Source organism: Streptomyces sp. NPDC001985 (genome assembly GCF_040296845.1).
Classification (GTDB): Bacteria; Actinomycetota; Actinomycetes; order Streptomycetales; family Streptomycetaceae; genus Streptomyces.
The window spans coordinates 61,691-78,898 of the sequence record NZ_JBEOYB010000019.1 but is presented as its reverse complement, the minus strand read 5'-3'; the positions used below and the strand labels follow the sequence as shown (position 1 = coordinate 78,898).

Sequence of the window (17,208 nt, the reverse complement as noted above, 5' to 3'; positions counted from 1 at the left end):
AGGAACGGAACTGTGCAACGTCCCGCTGTGACGGCCGCGCTGGCCACCGTGGTGGCCCTGCTGGCCACCGGATGCTCGTCGGACGGGGACGGGACGCCGAACGGCCTGCCGGGGCTGACCACCTCGGCCCCCGCCGCCTCGTCCCCCGCCGCCTCCGCCTCCCCCGGTGGCTCCCCGAAGCCGTCCCCGCCGCCCGCGAAGGGCTCGGCGGAGGTGGTGTCCACGCTGACGGAGGGGCTGAAGTCGCCCTGGGGGGCGGCCGTGCTGCCCGGGGGCGATCTGCTGGTCTCCTCGCGCGACGAGGGCACGATCACCCGGGTGGACGCCGAGGACGGGAAGAAGACCGGGATCGGCTCGGTGCCGGGGGTCGCCCCGGCCGGTGAGGGCGGACTCCTCGGGATCGCGCTCTCGCCGTCCTTCGCCTCGGACCGGATGGTCTACGCCTACTTCACCACCGAGTCCGACAACCGCGTCGCCCGGATGCTCTTCGACGAGCGGAAGCCCGCGGGCCGGCAGCTGAGCGCGCCGGACACGATCCTGCGGGACATCCCCAAGGGCTTCACCCACAACGGCGGGCGGATCGCCTTCGGCCCGGACCGAATGCTCTACGCGGGCACCGGCGAGATCGGCGAGACCGGGCTGGCCCAGGACCCGAAGTCGCTGGCCGGAAAGATCCTGCGCATGACGCCGGACGGCCGGCCCGCGCCGGGCAACCCGGACCCGGCGTCGCTGGTCTACTCCCTGGGCCACCGCAATGTGCAGGGGCTGGCCTGGGACTCCGAGAAGCGGCTGTGGGCGGCGGAGTTCGGCCAGAACACCTGGGACGAGCTGAATCTGATCGAGCCGGGGAAGAACTACGGCTGGCCGGAGGTGGAGGGGAAGGGCGAGGGCGGCGACTCGCGGTTCGTCGACCCGGTGACCGTCTGGTCCACGGAGGAGGCGTCCCCGAGCGGTATCGCCTGGGTCCGGGGCTCCATCTGGATGGCGGGCCTGCGCGGCGAGCGGCTCTGGCGCGTCCCGCTGGCGGGGACCGGGCTCGCCGCCGAGCCCGAGTCCTTCCTGAGCGGAGAGTACGGCCGGCTGCGCACCGTCCTGGCGGCGGGCCCCGACACCCTCTGGCTGATCACCAGCGAGACCGACACCCGGGGCACCCCCGGGCCCGGGGACGACCGCGTCCTGCGGCTGAAGGTCGGCTGAGGCGCTCCCGGCGGGTTCACGCCGTGATCTGGTCCTCGACGGCCGGGGGGAAGAGGCGCAGCCGGTGGGCGAGGGCGGCGGCCTCACCCCGGCCCGAGACGGAGAGCTTGGCGAGGATGTTGGAGACATGGACGCTCGCCGTCTTCGGCGATATGTACAGGGTGTCGGCGATCTGACGGTTGCTCCGGCCGGCCGCGACCAGCCGGAGCACATCCTGCTCGCGCGGGGTGAGGCCCAGGGCCGGCGCCTGCTGGACGGCGGGATCGGCGGCGTCGGCCGCGCCGGGGGCCAGGGAGATCCTGGCGCTCTGGGCGCAGCGCGCGATGTCCTGGACGAGGGGGTGGGCGCCCAGATCACGGGCGGCGCGGTCGGCGAGACGGAGCAGTTCCGCCGCGCGCGGGCGGTCCGATGCCAGCAGGGCCAGAGCCCAGCGCATCCGTACCATCGCGTGTTCGTAGGGGAAGCCGGTGTTCTCGAAGGCCTCGGCGGCCTCCGCCCAGTCGGCGGCCGTGTCGGCGCCCTCGGCGCGGAGCAGTTCGGCGCGGACCCAGCGCTCATGGGCCGCCCAGACCGGCACGGCACCGGCGAGCGGGCCGGCGGCCCTGCGGATCAGCGCCAGCGCTTCGGCCCGGCCGGCCTCCGCCTCGGGCAGCCCCCGGGCGTCGGCCTCCAGGGTGACGGCGGCGCGCACCAGCGGCCAGGAGTACCGCTGGGTGCCGGGCGGGAAGCCGGCCTCGGCGGCCCTGCGGAACTCGGCTCTGCCGTCCGCCACCCGGCCATCGGCCGCCGCCGTCCCGACCGCGAGGGCGGCCAGCGGCAGGGAACTCTGGTGCAGGGGGTCGTGGGGGCCGAAGTGGGCCCTGGCGGCGGTCAGCCGCGCGGCGGCGCCGGCCCGGTCGCCCCGGGCGAGGGCGAGGACCGCGAGGTGGAGCGCCGCGTATCCCCGGGGTTTGGGGCTGAGCCCGGTGCGCAGCGCCTGCTCGGCGGCGGCGTGCGCCTCGCCCCAGCGGCCGAGGGAGTAGTACGACTCGGAGAGGTTGCACAGCATCCAGGCCCGGGAGTCCAGCAGGCCGTAGTGGTGGAGGATGCCGGCGCCCTCGGTCATGACCTCCACGGCCTCGCGGGAGCGCCCGACGCTCTCCAGGGCGGTCGGCAGATTCACATAGGCCCGGCCGATCAGCGAGGGCAGACCGAGGGCGACGCTCCGCTCGCGGACCGCGTACATCTCGGCGAGGCCGGTGTCGATGTCCCCGGCGTCGACCAGCAGGCCGCCGAGGATCAGCCGGGAACGCAGCTCGATCTCCTCCTCGCCGACCATCCGGGCGTACTCCACGGCGCGCTCGGCGGTCTCCAGGCTGCCGGGGCCGGGGGCGTGCAGCCGGTGCCAGCCGGCGGCCTCGGCGAGCACCTCGGCGTGGACGGCGGACGGCGGCAGTCCGCGCACCAGGGCCTGGGCCTCGGCCAGCTCGGCCCAGCCGTCGCCCCGGCTCAGCGCGGAGACCAGCCGGGAGCGCTCCACGGAGAACCAGGCGGCGCGCAGCGGGTCGTTCTCGGCGACGGCGAGGCGCTGACCGCGCTTGGTGATCTTCAGGGCCCGCTCGCGCTCACTGCTGAGCCGGCCCGCGACGGTGGCCTCCGCCATCAGGTCGAGGAAGCGCAGCGGGGTGGTGTCGGGGTCGCAGCCGCACGCCGGGTAGGCCTCGGCGTAGTCCAGCGGGCGCAGGGCGGCCCGGATCTCGTCGGGGACGGCGTCCCACAGCTCCATCGCGCGCTCCAGGAGCCGCAGCTGCTCGGCATAGGCGTGGCGCAGCCGGGCGGCGACGGAGGCCCGCAGCACGGCGGGGAGGGCCTTGGCGGGCACATGGGCGTGGTACCAGTAGCTGGCGAGGCGGGTGGCCCGCTCGTCCTCCCGGACGAGGGCGGGATCGGCCTCCAGCACCTCCGCGTACCGCCGGTTGATGCGGGAGCGCTCGCCGGGGAGCAGATCGTCGCTCACCGCCTCGCGGGCGAGCGAGTGGCGGAAGCGGTAGCCGTCGCCGTCCGGGGAGGGCAGCAGGATGTTGGCGCCGACGGCGGCCCGCAGCGCCTCGATGAGGTCGTCCTCGCAGAGCCGGGCGACGGCGAGGAGGAGGCCGTACTCCACGGTGGAGCCGCCCTCGGCGACGATCCGGGCGACCCGCTGGGCGTCCTCGGACAGCTCCTCGACCCGGACGAGCAGCACATCGCGCAGGGAGTCGGAGAGCCCGCAGGTGCTGCCGTCGGCCATGCTGCGGGCCAGCTCCTCGACGAAGAAGGCATTGCCGTCGGAGCGTTCGAAGACCCGGTCGACCATGGCCGGTTCGGGTTCGGCGTCGAGGATGCCGGCGAGCTGGCGGTGGACCTCGGGGCGGGTGAAGCGGGTCAGCTCGATGCGCTGGACGGTGCGCATCCGGTCCATCTCGGCGAGGAAGGGCCGCAGCGGGTGACGGCGGTGGACGTCGTCGGAGCGGTAGGTCGCGATGGCGACGAGCCTGCCCCGGCCCACGGTGCGGAAGAGGTACGACAGGAGGTGGCGGGTGGAGGCGTCGGCCCAGTGCATGTCCTCCAGGACCAGGACGACCGTCCGTTCGGCGGAGATCCGCTCCAGGAGCCGCACGGTCAGCTCGAAGAGGCGGGCCATGTCCTCCTCGTCGTAGCGGCTGTGCTCGCCGCGCGGGCGCTCGCCCAGCTCGGGCAGGAGCCGGGCCAGCTCGTCCTCCTGGCCGGCGGCGGCTGCCGCCAGCTCGTCGGGGAGCCGGAGCTTGAGGGCCCGCAGGGCGGTGGAGAACGGTGCGAACGGCAGCCCGTCGGCGCCGATCTCGACGCAGCCGCCGACGGCGACGACCGCGCCCCGGCGCCCGGCCTCGATGAGCAGCTCCTCGATGAGCCGGGTCTTGCCGACCCCGGCCTCCCCGCCGATGAGCAGGGCCTGAGGGGCCCCCGGGGCACGGCCGAGCGCGTCGGTGAGCGCGGACAGCTCACCGGCGCGGCCCACGAACACGGGACTGACTGACCTGGTCTCCACGCTGGTGAGCATCGCACAGCGGTCTGACAGCGCGACAGCTGCCGGTGGCGTGCCCATGGCCCCGGGCACCGCTCAGGCGGCCCGTGCGTACTGTTCCGGCCCGCCGTCCGCCGGGCCCTCCGGGTCCTTGCCGGACCGCTTGGCGGCCCGGCGCTCCCGGCGGATGCTGCGGGCGATCCGGTGGGCCTCGGCCTCCTGGATCAGTTCCGCCCTGCGCAGCTCCTGAAGCCTGTACTCGTACATGTCGTGCCCCCTGGTGGATGGTGATCGACCGGCGCTGTGCCGTGTCACCAATCTCGTCTCCCAGGGGGGCGCGGCACATCGGGAGAGTGCCGCATTCCCCCGGGGGGCGGGTCCTTAGGCCGGGCCCCGGACCCGGGGCGGGAGGCCGGGGGCGCCCTAAGGCCCCCCGGCGGGCGTCTGAGCGGGGGGCTCAGGGGGCTCGGGGTGTACGGAGCCGCGGGTGCGGGGCGGGGGCGGCGAGGGCCGTGCGCCCGCCCGGGTCTCCGGCGGATCGGCCGGCTCGCGGCCCGGCGGCGGTGCCCCGGGCCGCCGCCCCCGGGGCGCGGTTATCCGGCCTTCGGGAGGTCGAGGATGAGGTCGAAGTACATCCCGGTCGCCGTGAGCAGCCCGATGCCGCCGAGCACGGCCCCGCCGACGGCGACGGCGCGGACCCAGCCCGGCTTGTTCGGGCGGGTGAGCACGGTGAGGCCGACGATCAGGGCGAGCAGCGCGAAGATCCCGTTCACCAGGGCGGTGGCGTGCCAGGCGTCGCCCCACATCGCGGAGATCTGGTCGGCCGGGCTGCCGCCCTGGGAGGTCTGGATCTGGCCGAGCAGGGTCTGCCGTTCGGCGGCGATCCTGCTGACCCAGCTGCCGCTGAGACCGACGACCCCGAGTCCGGCGGCGACGACCGCGGCCGAGGCCGAGAGCAGCCCTGAGGACTCCCGGGGGGTCTCGGTCAGCTCCTCGGTCCCGTCGACGCCCTCCACCTCGCCGATGGCCTCCGCCGCCTCCCCGGAGTCCGCGTCGGCGGGCGGCCGGGAGGTCTCGTCGGCGGGGCTCTTCTCGATGGTCACGGCCGGTTCGGTGCTCTGCGGCGCCGTCTGGCCGGTGGCCTCGCCGGTCGTCTCCCCGGCGGTCTTGTCGGTGGTCTTGTCGGTCTCGGTGGGGTTCATTGGGCGCACGGTAGGCGGCCTGTCTGAGAGTCTTCTGAGAGCCCCTCGGGGACGGCCCGGAGCCGGCCTCAGACCCCGGCCGGGCCCTCGCGGCGGGCGCGCCACTCGGGGGCCAGCGTCGACCAGACCTCCATGTCGTGCCGTACGCCCCGGTAGAGGTAGGTCTGCCGCATGACGCCGTCCAGCCGCATCCCCAGCCGCTCGGCGACCCTGATGCTCGCGCTGTTGCCCGAGGAGACCACCCACTCCACCCGGTGAATCCCGCGCCGCTCGACCGCCCAGTCGATCAGCACCGATGCGGCGCGGGTGACCAGACCGTTGCCCACGGCGGCGGGTTCGAGCCAGCAGCCGACCTCGCAGGTGCCCGCGTCCGCGTCGAAGAGCCGGAACAGCACCCCGCCGACGAGCGTGCCGTCCAGCCAGATGCCGTGCAGCCCGCCGCTGTCGGCGGCCCGCTTGCCGGCGTACGCCTGGAGGTAGGCGCGTACCGATGCGAGGTCCGTGGTGACGTCCGGGAGGCCGACGTACGTACCGATGTACTCCCGCCCCCGGTCCATGTGGGCGAGGAACTCCTCCGCGTGCCACGGCTCCAGGGGGCGCAGCTCGGCGCTGGTGCCGCCGGGGGACTCCAGGGGGATCGCGTACATCGTGGCCTTTCCGCCGGGCTGGTGACGGCGGGGCTGTCCTTGTCGCCCGGGTGCCGTCCGGAAATCCTCGCACATGCGTGGCATTCCGCTGTTTCCTGCCCTGATGCGGCGCCGTCCGCCGTCCGCGGTCGTCCGCCGTGGCCGGCCGGCGGTCCGCCCGGGCACCGTCCGCCCGGTGAATGACCCTGTCCGCCGCGCCCGTTGTCGGTCCCGGCTGGCACGATGGACGGCATGGAGACGACGGGGACCAACCAGCCGACCCTGACGCCCGGCGAAGCCGCGGAGTTCGCTCTGACCCTGCACGAGGCCACCGGGGCCGTGGCCGGGAGCGGCCCCGTGCCGGTGCTCGCGTACGAGCCGGGCGCCTCGCTCCGGGAGCGGCGGGAGGCCTTCGGCGCGGTCTACGCGGCGATCGTCGCCCGGATCGGCCGGCCCACGCTCTACGGGGGCTCCGCCCACGGGCCCAATGTCCGCTGGCGGAGCGCCGAGCGGATCGTGCTGCTCTCCGGGAGCCGGCAGCGGGCCCAGCTCTCCGTCCACGGCACCGACGCGCTGGAGGCCGAGGAGCTGTCGGTCTTCGCCTGGGGCGGCGCCTGGTCGGCGGAGGAGCCGCACGACTTCGATCTGCTGCCGTACATCTGGCAGCTGGACCGCACGGGCCCGGGCGAGCCCCCGGTGGAGCGCACCGGCGGCCGGATGGCCTCGTCCCTGGAGCACTTCGGGAGCGCGCTGGAGCTGATGCTCGCGGCCTGGGTGGAGCAGTTGCCGGTGCAGGTCGGCGGCGACTGGGCCGGGTTCTCGCTGACGAGCTGCGCCGACCGGGGCCGCCGGCTCCAGCTCACCTACGCCCTGGGGGACGGGCTGCACGTCTCGGTGGACGACCGGGACGGCGAGGACACCCCGGAGCGCGCCCGGCTGATGCGCTCACGCGGCTGGCACTCCCGGGACCGGGGCTGGTGGCAGGCGGAGTTCCCCGATCCGGAGCAGCCCGAGACGGCGGAGGCGGCCCGGCTGGCGATGGCCGAGCTGAGAGCGCGGGGCACCAGGGAGCCGAAGGACCTGCGGGCGCGGGACGTGAGCTGCAAGGACCGCGGCGAGCTGCTGCTGCCGGGGCTCGGCGTCCGGCACTAGGGAGTCCCCCCCGGATCGGGCCGGGTCGGTGAGCGGGGTCCGGTGCCGTGGAGCGCGGGGCGATCGCGGGGCGGAGGAGGGAGCCCGCGGAGCGCCGGCGACCGACGACGACGCGGCGGGCGGCGGCCGGGCGCCCCGACCTGGCGTGGAGGCGGAGCCTGGGGCGGAACGGCGCGGCGGCCCGTACGCGCCCCGGAAGGGCGTACGGGCCGTCGCGGCCGGAGGCACGGGGGCGCGGGAGGGATCAGCCCTCGCTCACCCCGAGCCTCTCCAGGATCAGCTCCTTGACCCGGGCGGCGTCCGCCTGGCCCCGGGTGGCCTTCATGACCGCGCCGACGAGCGCGCCGACGGCCGCGACCTTGCCGCCGCGGATCTTGTCCGCGATGGCCGCGTTGCCCGCGATGGCCTCGTCCACGGCCGTGCCGAGCGCGCCCTCGTCGGAGACGACCTTGAGACCGCGCTTGTCCACGACGGTGTCCGGGTCGCCCTCGCCGGCGAGAACGCCCTCGATGACCTGGCGGGCCAGCTTGTCGTTGAGGTCGCCGGCGGCCACCAGCGCGGTGACCCGCGCGATCTGCCCGGGGGTGATGGGCAGCTCGTCCAGCGCGCGGCCGGACTCATTGGCGTTGCGGGCCAGCTCGCCCATCCACCACTTGCGCGCCTGGTCGGCCGGGGCGCCCTCCTCGATGGTGGCGGCGATCAGCTCGACCGCGCCCGCGTTGAGGATCGACTGCATGTCGTGCTCGGAGACGCCCCACTCCTCGCGGAGCCGGTTGCGGCGCAGCCGCGGCAGCTCGGGCAGGCCCGCGCGCAGCTCCTCCACCCACTCCCGGGAGGGAGCGACGGGGACGAGGTCGGGCTCCGGGAAGTACCGGTAGTCCTCGGCGTTGTCCTTGATCCGTCCGGAGGTGGTGGAGCCGTCGTCCTCGTGGAAGTGACGGGTCTCCTGGACGATCGTGCCGCCGGTCTCCAGTACGGCGGCGTGCCGCTGGATCTCGAACCGGGCGGCGCGCTCGACCGAGCGGAGCGAGTTGACGTTCTTGGTCTCGCTGCGGGTGCCGAACACCGTGGTGCCCTTCGGCATCAGCGAGAGGTTGACGTCACACCGCATCTGGCCCTTGTCCATCCGGGCCTCGGAGACGCCGAGCGCCTTGATCAGCTCGCGCAGTTCGGCGACGTACGCCTTGGCGACCTCCGGGGCCCGCTCGCCCGCGCCGACGATCGGCTTGGTGACGATCTCGATCAGCGGGATGCCGGCCCGGTTGTAGTCCAGCAGGGAGTGGGACGCGCCGTGGATACGGCCGGTGGCGCCGCCGACGTGGGTCGACTTGCCGGTGTCCTCCTCCATGTGGGCGCGCTCGATCTCCACACGGAAGACCTCGCCGTCCTCCAGCTGGACGTCCAGATAGCCGTTGAAGGCGATCGGCTCGTCGTACTGGGAGGTCTGGAAGTTCTTCGGCATGTCCGGATAGAAGTAGTTCTTCCGGGCGAACCGGCACCATTCGGCGATCTCGCAGTTGAGGGCGAGACCGATCTTGATGGCGGACTCGATGCCGATCGCGTTGACGACCGGGAGGGAGCCGGGCAGGCCGAGGCAGGTCGGGCAGGTCTGCGCGTTGGCCGGGGCACCCAGCTCGGTGGAGCAGCCGCAGAACATTTTCGTTCTGGTGCCCAGTTCGACATGGACCTCAAGGCCCATGACGGGGTCGTAGCCGGCGAGAGCCGCCTCGTACGACACCAGTTCAGTGACGGTCACGGTGAAAACTTTCCCTCTCAGCCGAACAGGACGTCGTCGTCGCCGATGCGCTTCAGCTCGCGCACCAGCAGGGCGATGCCCGTGACAATGGCGGCACCGGTGACCGCGGCGTCGATCAGCCGGAGCGTGTCGTGCTCGGTGCGGGCCTTCTTCGCCGCCTTGAGGACGCCGAGCGCCCCGAAAGCGGTGGTGCCGATCGACAGGTAGGTGCCGGCCTTCGACTTCTTGAAGCCCTTGGCCTTGGTCAGTGCGCTCACAGTGACGGTGCCTCCTCCAGCAGCGGGTGCCCCCACCTTCGCACGAAGGCGGCCTCGACGGCGGCGCCGACCTTGTACAGCCGGTCGTCCTTCATGGCGGGAGCGATGATCTGCAGCCCGACCGGGAGGTTGTCCTCCGGGGCCAGGCCGCACGGCAGCGACATCGCCGCGTTGCCGGCCAGGTTGGTCGGGATCGTGCACAGGTCGGCGAGGTACATCGCCATCGGGTCGTCGGCGCGCTCGCCGATCGGGAACGCGGTGGTGGGGGTCGTCGGCGAGACGATCACATCCACCTGCTCGAAGGACCGGTCGAAGTCCTGCTGGATGAGCGTGCGGACCTTCTGGGCGCTGCCGTAGTACGCGTCGTAGTAGCCGGAGCTGAGCGCGTAGGTGCCGAGGATGATCCGGCGCTTGACCTCGTCGCCGAAGCCGGCCTCACGGGTGAGGGCGGTGACCTCCTCGGCCGACCTGGTGCCGTCGTCGCCGACCCGCAGGCCGTACCGCATGGCGTCGAAGCGGGCCAGATTCGAGGAGCACTCGGAGGGTGCGATCAGGTAGTACGCGGAGAGGGCGAGGTCGAAGGAGGGGCAGTCCAGCTCGACGATCTCGGCGCCCAGCTCCTCCAGCAGGGTGACGGCCTCGCCGAAGCGCTGCATCACTCCGGCCTGGTAGTGCTCGCCGCGGAACTGCTTGACGACACCGACGCGCATGCCCGTGACGCTGCCGTTGCGGGCGGCCTCGACGACCGGCGGGACCGGGGCGTCGATGGAGGTGGAGTCCAGCGGGTCGTGGCCCGCGATGACCTCGTGCAGCAGGGCCGCGTCCAGGACCGTGCGGGCGCAGGGGCCGCCCTGGTCCAGGGAGGACGAGAAGGCGACCATGCCGTAGCGGGAGACGCCGCCGTAGGTCGGCTTGACGCCGACCGTGCCGGTGACGGCGGCGGGCTGGCGGATGGAGCCGCCGGTGTCCGTGCCGATGGCGAGGGGCGCCTCGTAGGAGGCGAGGGCGGCGCTGGAGCCGCCGCCGGAGCCGCCGGGAATCCGGGTGAGGTCCCAGGGGTTGCCGGTGGGGCCGTAGGCGCTGTTCTCGGTGGAGGACCCCATGGCGAACTCGTCCATGTTGGTCTTGCCGAGGATGACGACGCCGGCCTCCTTCAGCCTGCGCGTCAGGGTGGCGTCGTACGGGGGAATCCAGCCTTCGAGGATCTTGGAGCCCACGGTGGTGGGGACGCCCTCGGTGGTGAAGATGTCCTTGAGCGCCAGGGGCACCCCGGCGAGGGGGCCGAGCGGCTCGCCGGCGGCGCGCTTGGCGTCCACGGCACGGGCCTGGGCGAGGGCGCCCTCGCGGTCGATGTGCAGGAACGCGTGGACCTTCTCGTCCACGGCGTCGATACGGGCGAGGTGGGCCTCGGTGACCTCGACCGCGGTGAGCTCGCCGGAGGCGATGCCCGCGGCGATCTCGGCGGCGGTGAGCTTGATGATGTCCGTCATGGTGGTGTTAGTCCTCCCCCAGGATCTGCGGCACCTTGAAACGCTGCTGCTCCTGGGCAGGGGCGCCGGAGAGCGCCTGCTCGGGGGTGAGCGACGGACGGACCTCGTCCGCGCGCATGACGTTGGTCAGCGGCAGCGGGTGGGAGGTCGGGGGTACGTCTTGGTCGGCGACTTCGGCGACGCGGGCGACCGCGCCGATGATGTCGCCGAGCTGACCGGCGAAATGGTCGAGTTCGTCGCCGGACAGCTCCAGACGCGCCAGCCGGGCGAGGTGGGCGACCTCCTCGCGCGTAATGCCAGGCATGCAGCGATCCTCAGGGGTGAGTGTGTGTGTTGTGACGCAATCCTATGGGCCTTCCCCCCTCGACCACGAAACGGAGCCCCCCGGCCCCCCGGGGACCGCTCGCCGGGGGCACCCGATCCCGACGCCCCCCTCGGCTGGACGAAGCCCCCCGGCCACGGGCACCCCGACCACCCCCATCCCGCCCGGCCACCCGAGCACACCGGTCCATGGGCAGCCCGAGCACACTCAGCCCGTCCGGCGCTTGAGGACGGACCCTGTGCCACAGGCCCCCGCACAAACCCAGCCCGTCCGGCGCTTGAGGACGGCCCCCGTGCCACGGGGAGCCCGAGCACACTCAGCCCGTCCGGCGCTTGAGGACGGACCCTGTGCGACAGGACCCCGCATCCTGCGGCCCCGGTCAGGGAACCACCTGGGTGGAGGGGGACTCCGTGGAGTCGGGCGCGGGAGGGGCCGGCTGAGGGTGGCGGTGCCAGCCGCGCTCACCACGAGCCCGCAGCCACGCGGTGGTCTCCTGCGGCGGCATAGCGGCAGCGACCAACCACCCCTGCACCGCGTCACACCCCAGATCCCGCAGCCGCTCCCACGTCTCGTCGTCCTCCACCCCCTCCGCCACCACCAGCAGCCCCAGCGAGTGCGCCAGGTCCACCGTGCAGCGGACGATCTCCGCGTCCTCGGTGTCCACCGCGAGGCGGGCCACGAACGAGCGGTCGATCTTCAGCTCGCTCACCGGGAGCCGGCGCAGATGGACGAGGGAGGAGTACCCGGTGCCGAAGTCGTCCAGCGACATCTTCACGCCGTGGTCGGTCAGCCCCGCCAGGGTGTCCGCGGCCCGCTGCGGGTCCTCCAGCAGCACATGCTCGGTGATCTCCAGCTGGAGCGCGCCCGGCGGCACCCCGTGCCGGGCCAGCCGGGCGGCCACGGACCCGGCGAAACCGGGGGTGTGGACATCGCGCGGGGAGACATTCACCGCGACCGGGACCTTCAGCCCCTGCGCCCGCCACTTGGCGACCTGCGCGAGCGCCGTGTCGAGGACGTACTCCGTGAGGTGGGGCATCAGCCCCGAGGACTCCGCGATGGCGATGAACTCGTCCGGCGGCACCCGCCCCCGGTCCGGGTGGACCCAGCGGACCAGCGCCTCCAGGCCCGCCACATGCCCGTCGAAGCGGACCTTGGGCTGGTAGTGCAGCTCCACCTCGCGCGCGTCCAGCGCACGGCGCAGATCGCCGAGGAGGCCGAGCCGGTCGGGGGTGTTGCTGTCCCGCTTCGACTCGTACACCTCCACTCCCGTGCGGTCCCGCTTGGCCTGGTACATCGCCACATCGGCGCGGCGCAGCAGCCCCTCCGCGTCGAGGGCGTGCTCCGGGAAGACCGCGACGCCCGCGCTGGCCTCCAGGACGAGGGTGAGCCCGTCCAGGTCCAGCGGCGAGGACAGCTCCACGGCGAGCTGCCGGGCCACGCGCTGGGCGCTGGTGATGGAGTCCGCCGTCGGGAGCAGCACCGCGAACTCGTCGCCGCCGAGGCGAGCGGCCTCGGCGCCGCGCGGCAGGGCGTGCCGGAGGCGGTGGGCTATCTGCAACAGCAGCCGGTCCCCCGCCAGATGGCCGAGGGTGTCGTTGACCGAGCGGAACCGGTCGAGGTCGATGAGGACCAGCGCGGCGCGGGTGCCGCCCGCCTCGGCCTCCTCCAGCGCGGACCAGGTCCGCTCCAGCAGCCACTGCCGGTTGGGGAGGCCGGTGAGCGGGTCGCGGAGCTGCTCCTCGGCCCGGGCGCGGGCGATCCACAGGGTGGAGTCCAGGGCGATCAGCGGTATCGCGAAGAGCGGGAGCAGCACCGGCAGCGCCGCCGCGACGACACAGATCAGCGGGGCGATACCGAGCAGTGCCACAGCGACGAGGCCCTGCCGCAGCAGGGCCGTACGGGCGATGGTGGGCAGTCCGCCGCCCTGGGGCGCGAGCACGTACCACAGAAGCAGCCGGGTGACCCCGAGGTAGACGGTGGCCGCGAGGATCAGTTCGGGCGCGGCCTCGATGCCCCAGTCGAGTGGCTCCCAGGGGTGCTCGACGCTGGGGGACGCCCCGAACGCCGCGAGGACGAGGGCCGCCGCCCCGATGCCGAGGATGTCGACGGAGCCGTGGAGCACACCGTGCCGCCAGCGGTGTTTGCGGACGGTGCCCACGAGGGCGACGACGGCGAGGCTGACGAGCCCGGCGGGCACCCAGCCGTAGAGCAGCAGGACCGCGATGGTCAGGGCGGCGCCGGAGCCGGTCCCGCCCCACCAGCGGTCCCGGCCGAGCGCCACCAGATGCCCGACGATGATCCCGGTGAGCACGGCGAACGCCCACCCCACCGTGGAGCCGGGGAAGAGCGCGCGGTCGTCCCGGAACGCCCCGCTGATTCCGGTGGCGAGGACGAGCGCGGCTCCTGTGACGACGGCGATGTGCAGCCCGGGTGTCATGCCCGCGAGGCCCGCGAGGGCTGCGAGCCCGCGCGGCCGTGGGACAGGGGCGGCGCTCTCGGTCGGTTCCATTCCCGTCCCTCTCACAGCCGGCGGTGCCGATGCCTGGCGATGGTTCCCTTTTGTCATGCCACCACGACGGAAATCCCACCACGCGGCCGTGCACGACAGGCGCACATCTCAACAGTAGGCGGCGGGACGCTCCGACGGGCAGCGCTCTACTGCTCTTGCCCGAATGCGACCGGACCACCCTTATCCATCTGCTATGCGCCGAACGGGTGACCTGTACCAGTCGTTCCCCCGGCGCGGAAGTCGTCTTGTTCCCGCTCCGGCAGCGCCTTTCGGATGCCGGGGCGAGCCCCTTCCAACTCCCGCGCACGCCCCCCTCCGTCACGCCTCAGCAGGCACTGCCGCCTCACGGGCCGCCTCAGGACCCTCCGCGAGCAGAATTCCGAATCCCTCCTCATTCAGAACCGGCACCTTCAGCTGCATCGCTTTGTCGTACTTGGAACCCGGGTTGTCTCCGACAACCACAAATCCAGTCTTCTTGGAAACAGATCCGGTCACTTTCGCACCGAGCCTCTGAAGGGCCTCTTTTGCGCCATCCCTGGTGTGGTTCTCCAGGGTTCCGGTGACGACCACGGTGACCCCTTCGAGCGGCCGGGGACCGGTCTCCTCACCCGCGCCCTCGTCCTCCATGCGCACCCCGGCCGCCCGCCACTTGCGCAGGATCTCCTGGTGCCACTCCTCGGCGAACCACTGCTTGAGGGAGGCGGCGATGGTGGCGCCCACCCCCTCGGTGGCGGCCAGCTCCTCCTCGGTGGCCTCCTGGATGCGCTGCACGGAGCGGAACTCCCGGGCCAGCGCCTCGGCCGCCACCGGACCCACATGGCGGATGGAGAGCCCGGTGAGAATCCGGGCGAGCGGGCGGGTTCTGGCCGCCGCGATGTTCTCCAGCATCGCCACGGCGTTCTTCCGGGCCTCGCCCTCCTGGTTGGCGAAGACGGTGGCGATCTTGTCCTCGCCCGTCTTCGGGTCCCGCTTGGGCAGCTTGCTGTCCTGGTCGAGGACGTACGCCCGGATGGGGAGCAGCTGCTCCATCGTGAGGTCGAAGAGGTCGCCCTCATCCCTCAGCGGGGGCTGCGAGGGCTCCAGCGGCCTGGTGAGGGCCGCCGCCGCCACATAGCCGAAGTGCTCGATGTCGAGCGCCTTGCGGCCCGCGAGATAGAAGAGCCGCTCGCGCAACTGGGCCGGGCAGGAGCGGGCGTTCGGGCAGCGCACATCGATGTCGCCCTCCTTCATGGGCCGCAGCGCGGTGCCGCACTCCGGGCACTCGGCGGGCATCACGAACTCCCGCTCGGTGCCGTCCCTCAGCTCGGCCACCGGCCCCAGGATCTCCGGAATGACATCACCGGCCTTGCGCAGCACCACCGTGTCGCCGATGAGGACGCCCTTGGCCTTCACCACGTCCTGGTTGTGCAGGGTGGCGAACTCGACCTCGGAGCCGGCCACCTGCACCGGTTCCACCTGGGCGTAGGGGGTGACCCGGCCGGTGCGGCCGACGCCGACGAGGATGTTCACCAGCTTGGTGTTGACCTCCTCCGGCGGGTACTTCCAGGCAATGGCCCAGCGGGGCGCCCGCGCGGTGGAGCCCAGCCGCCCCTGGAGCGGGATCTCGTCGAGCTTGACCACCACCCCGTCGATCTCGTGCTCCATGGAGTGGCGGTTCTCGCCGAAGTGCGCGATGAACCGGCGCACACCCTCCAGGGAGTCCACCACCTCGTTGTGCCGGGCGGTGGGGAGGCCCCAGGAGCGCAGCAGGTCGTAGGCGTGGGAGAGGCAGTCGATGGTGAATCCCTCGCGCGCGCCGATGCCGTGGACCACCATGTGCAGCGGGAGGGTCGCCGTGACCTTGGGGTCCTTCTGGCGCAGGGAGCCGGAGGCGGAGTTGCGCGGGTTGGCGTAGGGCTGCTCGCCGGCGGCCACCCGTCTCTCGTTCAGCTCCAGGAACTTGTCCATCGGGAAGTAGACCTCGCCGCGGATCTCCACGAAATCCGGGACGTTGTCGCCGTGCAGCCGCTCGGGGATGTCGGCGATGGTGCGGATGTTCGGCGTGATGTCCTCGCCGACGCGTCCGTCGCCCCGGGTCGCGGCGCGGGTCAGCCGGCCCTTCTCGTACGTCAGGTTCACGGCGAGGCCGTCGACCTTCAGCTCGCACAGGAAGTGGAAGCCGGAGGCGCCGACCTCGCGCTCGACCCGCTCGGCCCAGGCGGTCAGCTCCTCCTCGTCGAAGGCGTTGTCCAGGGAGAGCATGCGCTCGCGGTGCTCGACCTTGGCCAGGTCGGTCTCGTACTGCCCGGCGACCTTCTGGGTCGGGGAGTCGGGCGTCCGCAGGGCGGGATGCTCCTCCTCCAGGGCTTCGAGCGAGCGCAGCAGCCGGTCGAAGTCGCCGTCGCTGATGACCGGCTGGTCCTTCACGTAGTACCGGAAGCGGTGCTCCTCGATCTGTTCGGCGAGGTCGGCATGGCGCTCGCGCGCCTGCGCGGGCAGCCCCGACTCCTCCTGCGCGGACAGGTCCGTCCGCTCTTCGCCAGCCACCGTAGTGTCCTCCCGGCCCTCGGCACCCATTACTCAGGGTTGTCTGCGAGCGATCTCGCGGCGCTGACGCAGTGGGCGAGCGCCGCCCGTGCGTACGCCGGTGACGCGCCCGCCAGACCGCAGGCGGGAGTGATCACCACGGACTCGGCGAGAGTCCCCGGATTCAGCCCCAACCTGCGCCACAGCGTCCTTACCCCCATGACGCTACCTGCCGGGTCTGACAATGCGGTGTCGGTGGCCGGCACCGTTCCGGCGAAGAGCCGGGTGCCGCCCTCGACGGCCTCACCGATCACCTCGTCGTCACGCTCGGTGAGGAGCTGGAAGTCGAAGGAGACTCCCGCCGCGCCGGCCCGGCGCAGCAGGGCGAAGGGCACGTCCGGGGCGCAGGAGTGGACGACCGCCCGCTCCCCCGCCATCAGGTCCCGGAGCACGGACTCCACGGTCTGCCGGTCCACGGCGCGGTGGGTGCGGTAACCGCTGGCGCTGCGGATCTGCCCGCGCAGCACGGCGGTGAGGGAGGGCTCGTCCAACTGGAGCACGACCCGCGCGCCCGGGACGCGGCGGCGCACATCGGCCAGATGGGTGCGGAGCCCCTCGGCGAGCGAGGCGGCGAGGTCGCGGCACGCCCCGAGGTCGGAGAGAACGGACTCCCCATTGCGCAGCTCCAGTGCGGCGGCGAGTGTCCACGCGCCGGCGACCTGCACCTTCAGCGGTCCTTCGTACCCTTGTGTGAACTCCTCCAGGGCGTCGAGGTCCTCGCCGAGCCAGGAGCGGGCGCGCCGGGTGTCGCGGCCCGGCCGGTCGCTGATCCGCCACCCGCTGGGCTCGACATGGGCGTACATCTCGACGAGCAGTCCGAGGCTCCGGCCGATCATGTCGGCGCCGGGCCCGCGCGCGGGAAGCTCGGGGAGGTACGGAAAGCCCTCGAAGGAGCCGGTGACGGTGCGGGCCGCCTCCCGGGCGTCACTGCCCGGCATGGACCCGACACCGGTGGCGGGGCCCCAGCCGGTCTGCTCTGTCTCGCTCTTGTCGCTCACCCGGGAAGGGTACGTGCCCCTCCCGGCGCTCCCCGGGGAAGGCCCCCGCCCGGGGAGCCGCCGGGGCGGGGAGCGCGGGACCTCCGGGGGAGCCGCCGGAGGACCCTCGGGACGG

13 protein-coding genes are annotated in these 17,208 nt (G+C 73.2%); 2 read left to right on the top strand and 11 right to left on the bottom strand.

Translation table 11 applies throughout. The features are described 5' to 3' along the window. The first annotated feature begins 12 nt into the window (after positions 1-12). Positions 13-1,197, top strand: a complete 1,185-nt coding sequence (locus ABT122_RS11375) for a PQQ-dependent sugar dehydrogenase (protein WP_351548857.1) — start codon at positions 13-15, stop codon at positions 1,195-1,197. Between the two features lie 16 nt (positions 1,198-1,213). Here ABT122_RS11375 and ABT122_RS11370 read toward each other — a convergent pair whose 3' ends face one another. The 4 genes from ABT122_RS11370 to ABT122_RS11355 all read right to left on the bottom strand — a co-directional run bounded on the left by ABT122_RS11370 (position 1,214) and on the right by ABT122_RS11355 (position 6,065). Then, positions 1,214-4,252, bottom strand: a complete 3,039-nt coding sequence (locus ABT122_RS11370; RefSeq protein WP_351548854.1) for a helix-turn-helix transcriptional regulator — start codon at positions 4,250-4,252, stop codon at positions 1,214-1,216. Positions 4,253-4,312: 60 nt separating this feature from the next. Then, on the bottom strand, positions 4,313-4,483 hold the full coding sequence (locus tag ABT122_RS11365) for a hypothetical protein (RefSeq protein ID WP_351548851.1): 171 nt from the start codon (positions 4,481-4,483) through the stop codon (positions 4,313-4,315). Positions 4,484-4,809: 326 nt separating this feature from the next. Then, the gene (locus tag ABT122_RS11360; RefSeq protein ID WP_351548848.1) at positions 4,810-5,418 is read right to left on the bottom strand and encodes a hypothetical protein; all 609 of its coding nucleotides are present in this window, start codon (positions 5,416-5,418) and stop codon (positions 4,810-4,812) included. A gap of 68 nt (positions 5,419-5,486) precedes the next feature. Further along, positions 5,487-6,065, bottom strand: a complete 579-nt coding sequence (locus tag ABT122_RS11355; RefSeq protein WP_351548845.1) for a GNAT family N-acetyltransferase — start codon at positions 6,063-6,065, stop codon at positions 5,487-5,489. A 231-nt stretch (positions 6,066-6,296) separates the two neighbouring features. Here ABT122_RS11355 and ABT122_RS11350 point away from each other — a divergent pair, with 231 nt between their 5' ends. Then, entirely contained in the window at positions 6,297-7,196 is a 900-nt protein-coding gene (locus ABT122_RS11350) for a hypothetical protein (RefSeq protein WP_351548842.1), read from the top strand. Between the two features lie 244 nt (positions 7,197-7,440). Here ABT122_RS11350 and gatB read toward each other — a convergent pair whose 3' ends face one another. The 7 genes from gatB to ABT122_RS11315 all read right to left on the bottom strand — a co-directional run bounded on the left by gatB (position 7,441) and on the right by ABT122_RS11315 (position 17,093). Then, positions 7,441-8,952 carry an Asp-tRNA(Asn)/Glu-tRNA(Gln) amidotransferase subunit GatB gene (gatB, locus tag ABT122_RS11345; RefSeq protein ID WP_351548839.1) on the bottom strand — a complete coding sequence of 504 codons (1,512 nt, stop codon included), beginning with the start codon at positions 8,950-8,952 and terminating at the stop codon, positions 7,441-7,443. Between the two features lie 17 nt (positions 8,953-8,969). Next, complete coding sequence (locus ABT122_RS11340) at positions 8,970-9,209, bottom strand: hypothetical protein (protein ID WP_351548836.1); 240 nt, start codon at positions 9,207-9,209, stop codon at positions 8,970-8,972. Then, positions 9,206-10,699: an Asp-tRNA(Asn)/Glu-tRNA(Gln) amidotransferase subunit GatA gene (gene gatA, locus ABT122_RS11335; RefSeq protein WP_351548833.1), complete on the bottom strand. Its 1,494-nt coding sequence runs from the start codon at positions 10,697-10,699 to the stop codon at positions 9,206-9,208. Before gatA ends, ABT122_RS11340 begins: the two co-directional genes overlap by 4 nt. A 7-nt stretch (positions 10,700-10,706) precedes the next feature. Next, on the bottom strand, positions 10,707-11,003 hold the full coding sequence (gene gatC / locus ABT122_RS11330) for an Asp-tRNA(Asn)/Glu-tRNA(Gln) amidotransferase subunit GatC (RefSeq protein WP_190125320.1): 297 nt from the start codon (positions 11,001-11,003) through the stop codon (positions 10,707-10,709). 397 nt (positions 11,004-11,400) lie between these two features. Further along, positions 11,401-13,530: a putative bifunctional diguanylate cyclase/phosphodiesterase gene (locus ABT122_RS11325; protein ID WP_351548830.1), complete on the bottom strand. Its 2,130-nt coding sequence runs from the start codon at positions 13,528-13,530 to the stop codon at positions 11,401-11,403. Positions 13,531-13,848: 318 nt separating this feature from the next. After that, entirely contained in the window at positions 13,849-16,086 is a 2,238-nt protein-coding gene (gene ligA, locus ABT122_RS11320; protein ID WP_351548827.1) for an NAD-dependent DNA ligase LigA, read from the bottom strand. Then, positions 16,086-17,093, bottom strand: a complete 1,008-nt coding sequence (locus ABT122_RS11315) for a methionine synthase (protein WP_351548824.1) — start codon at positions 17,091-17,093, stop codon at positions 16,086-16,088. The genes ligA and ABT122_RS11315 overlap by 1 nt, the downstream gene beginning before the upstream one ends. Positions 17,094-17,208 lie beyond the last annotated feature (115 nt).

Excerpts from the sequence above, each read along its gene's own strand:
- ABT122_RS11370 (WP_351548854.1), bottom strand. The coding sequence starts at position 4,252 with ATGCTCACCAGCGTGGAGACCAGGTCAGTCAGTCCCGTGTTCGTGGGC.
- ABT122_RS11365 (WP_351548851.1), bottom strand. The coding sequence starts at position 4,483 with ATGTACGAGTACAGGCTTCAGGAGCTGCGCAGGGCGGAACTGATCCAG.
- ABT122_RS11360 (WP_351548848.1), bottom strand. The coding sequence starts at position 5,418 with ATGAACCCCACCGAGACCGACAAGACCACCGACAAGACCGCCGGGGAG.
- ABT122_RS11355 (WP_351548845.1), bottom strand. The coding sequence starts at position 6,065 with ATGTACGCGATCCCCCTGGAGTCCCCCGGCGGCACCAGCGCCGAGCTG.
- ABT122_RS11350 (WP_351548842.1), top strand. The coding sequence starts at position 6,297 with ATGGAGACGACGGGGACCAACCAGCCGACCCTGACGCCCGGCGAAGCC.
- gatA (WP_351548833.1), bottom strand. The coding sequence starts at position 10,699 with ATGACGGACATCATCAAGCTCACCGCCGCCGAGATCGCCGCGGGCATC.
- gatC (WP_190125320.1), bottom strand. The coding sequence starts at position 11,003 with ATGCCTGGCATTACGCGCGAGGAGGTCGCCCACCTCGCCCGGCTGGCG.
- ABT122_RS11325 (WP_351548830.1), bottom strand. The coding sequence starts at position 13,530 with ATGGAACCGACCGAGAGCGCCGCCCCTGTCCCACGGCCGCGCGGGCTC.
- ligA (WP_351548827.1), bottom strand. The coding sequence starts at position 16,086 with ATGGGTGCCGAGGGCCGGGAGGACACTACGGTGGCTGGCGAAGAGCGG.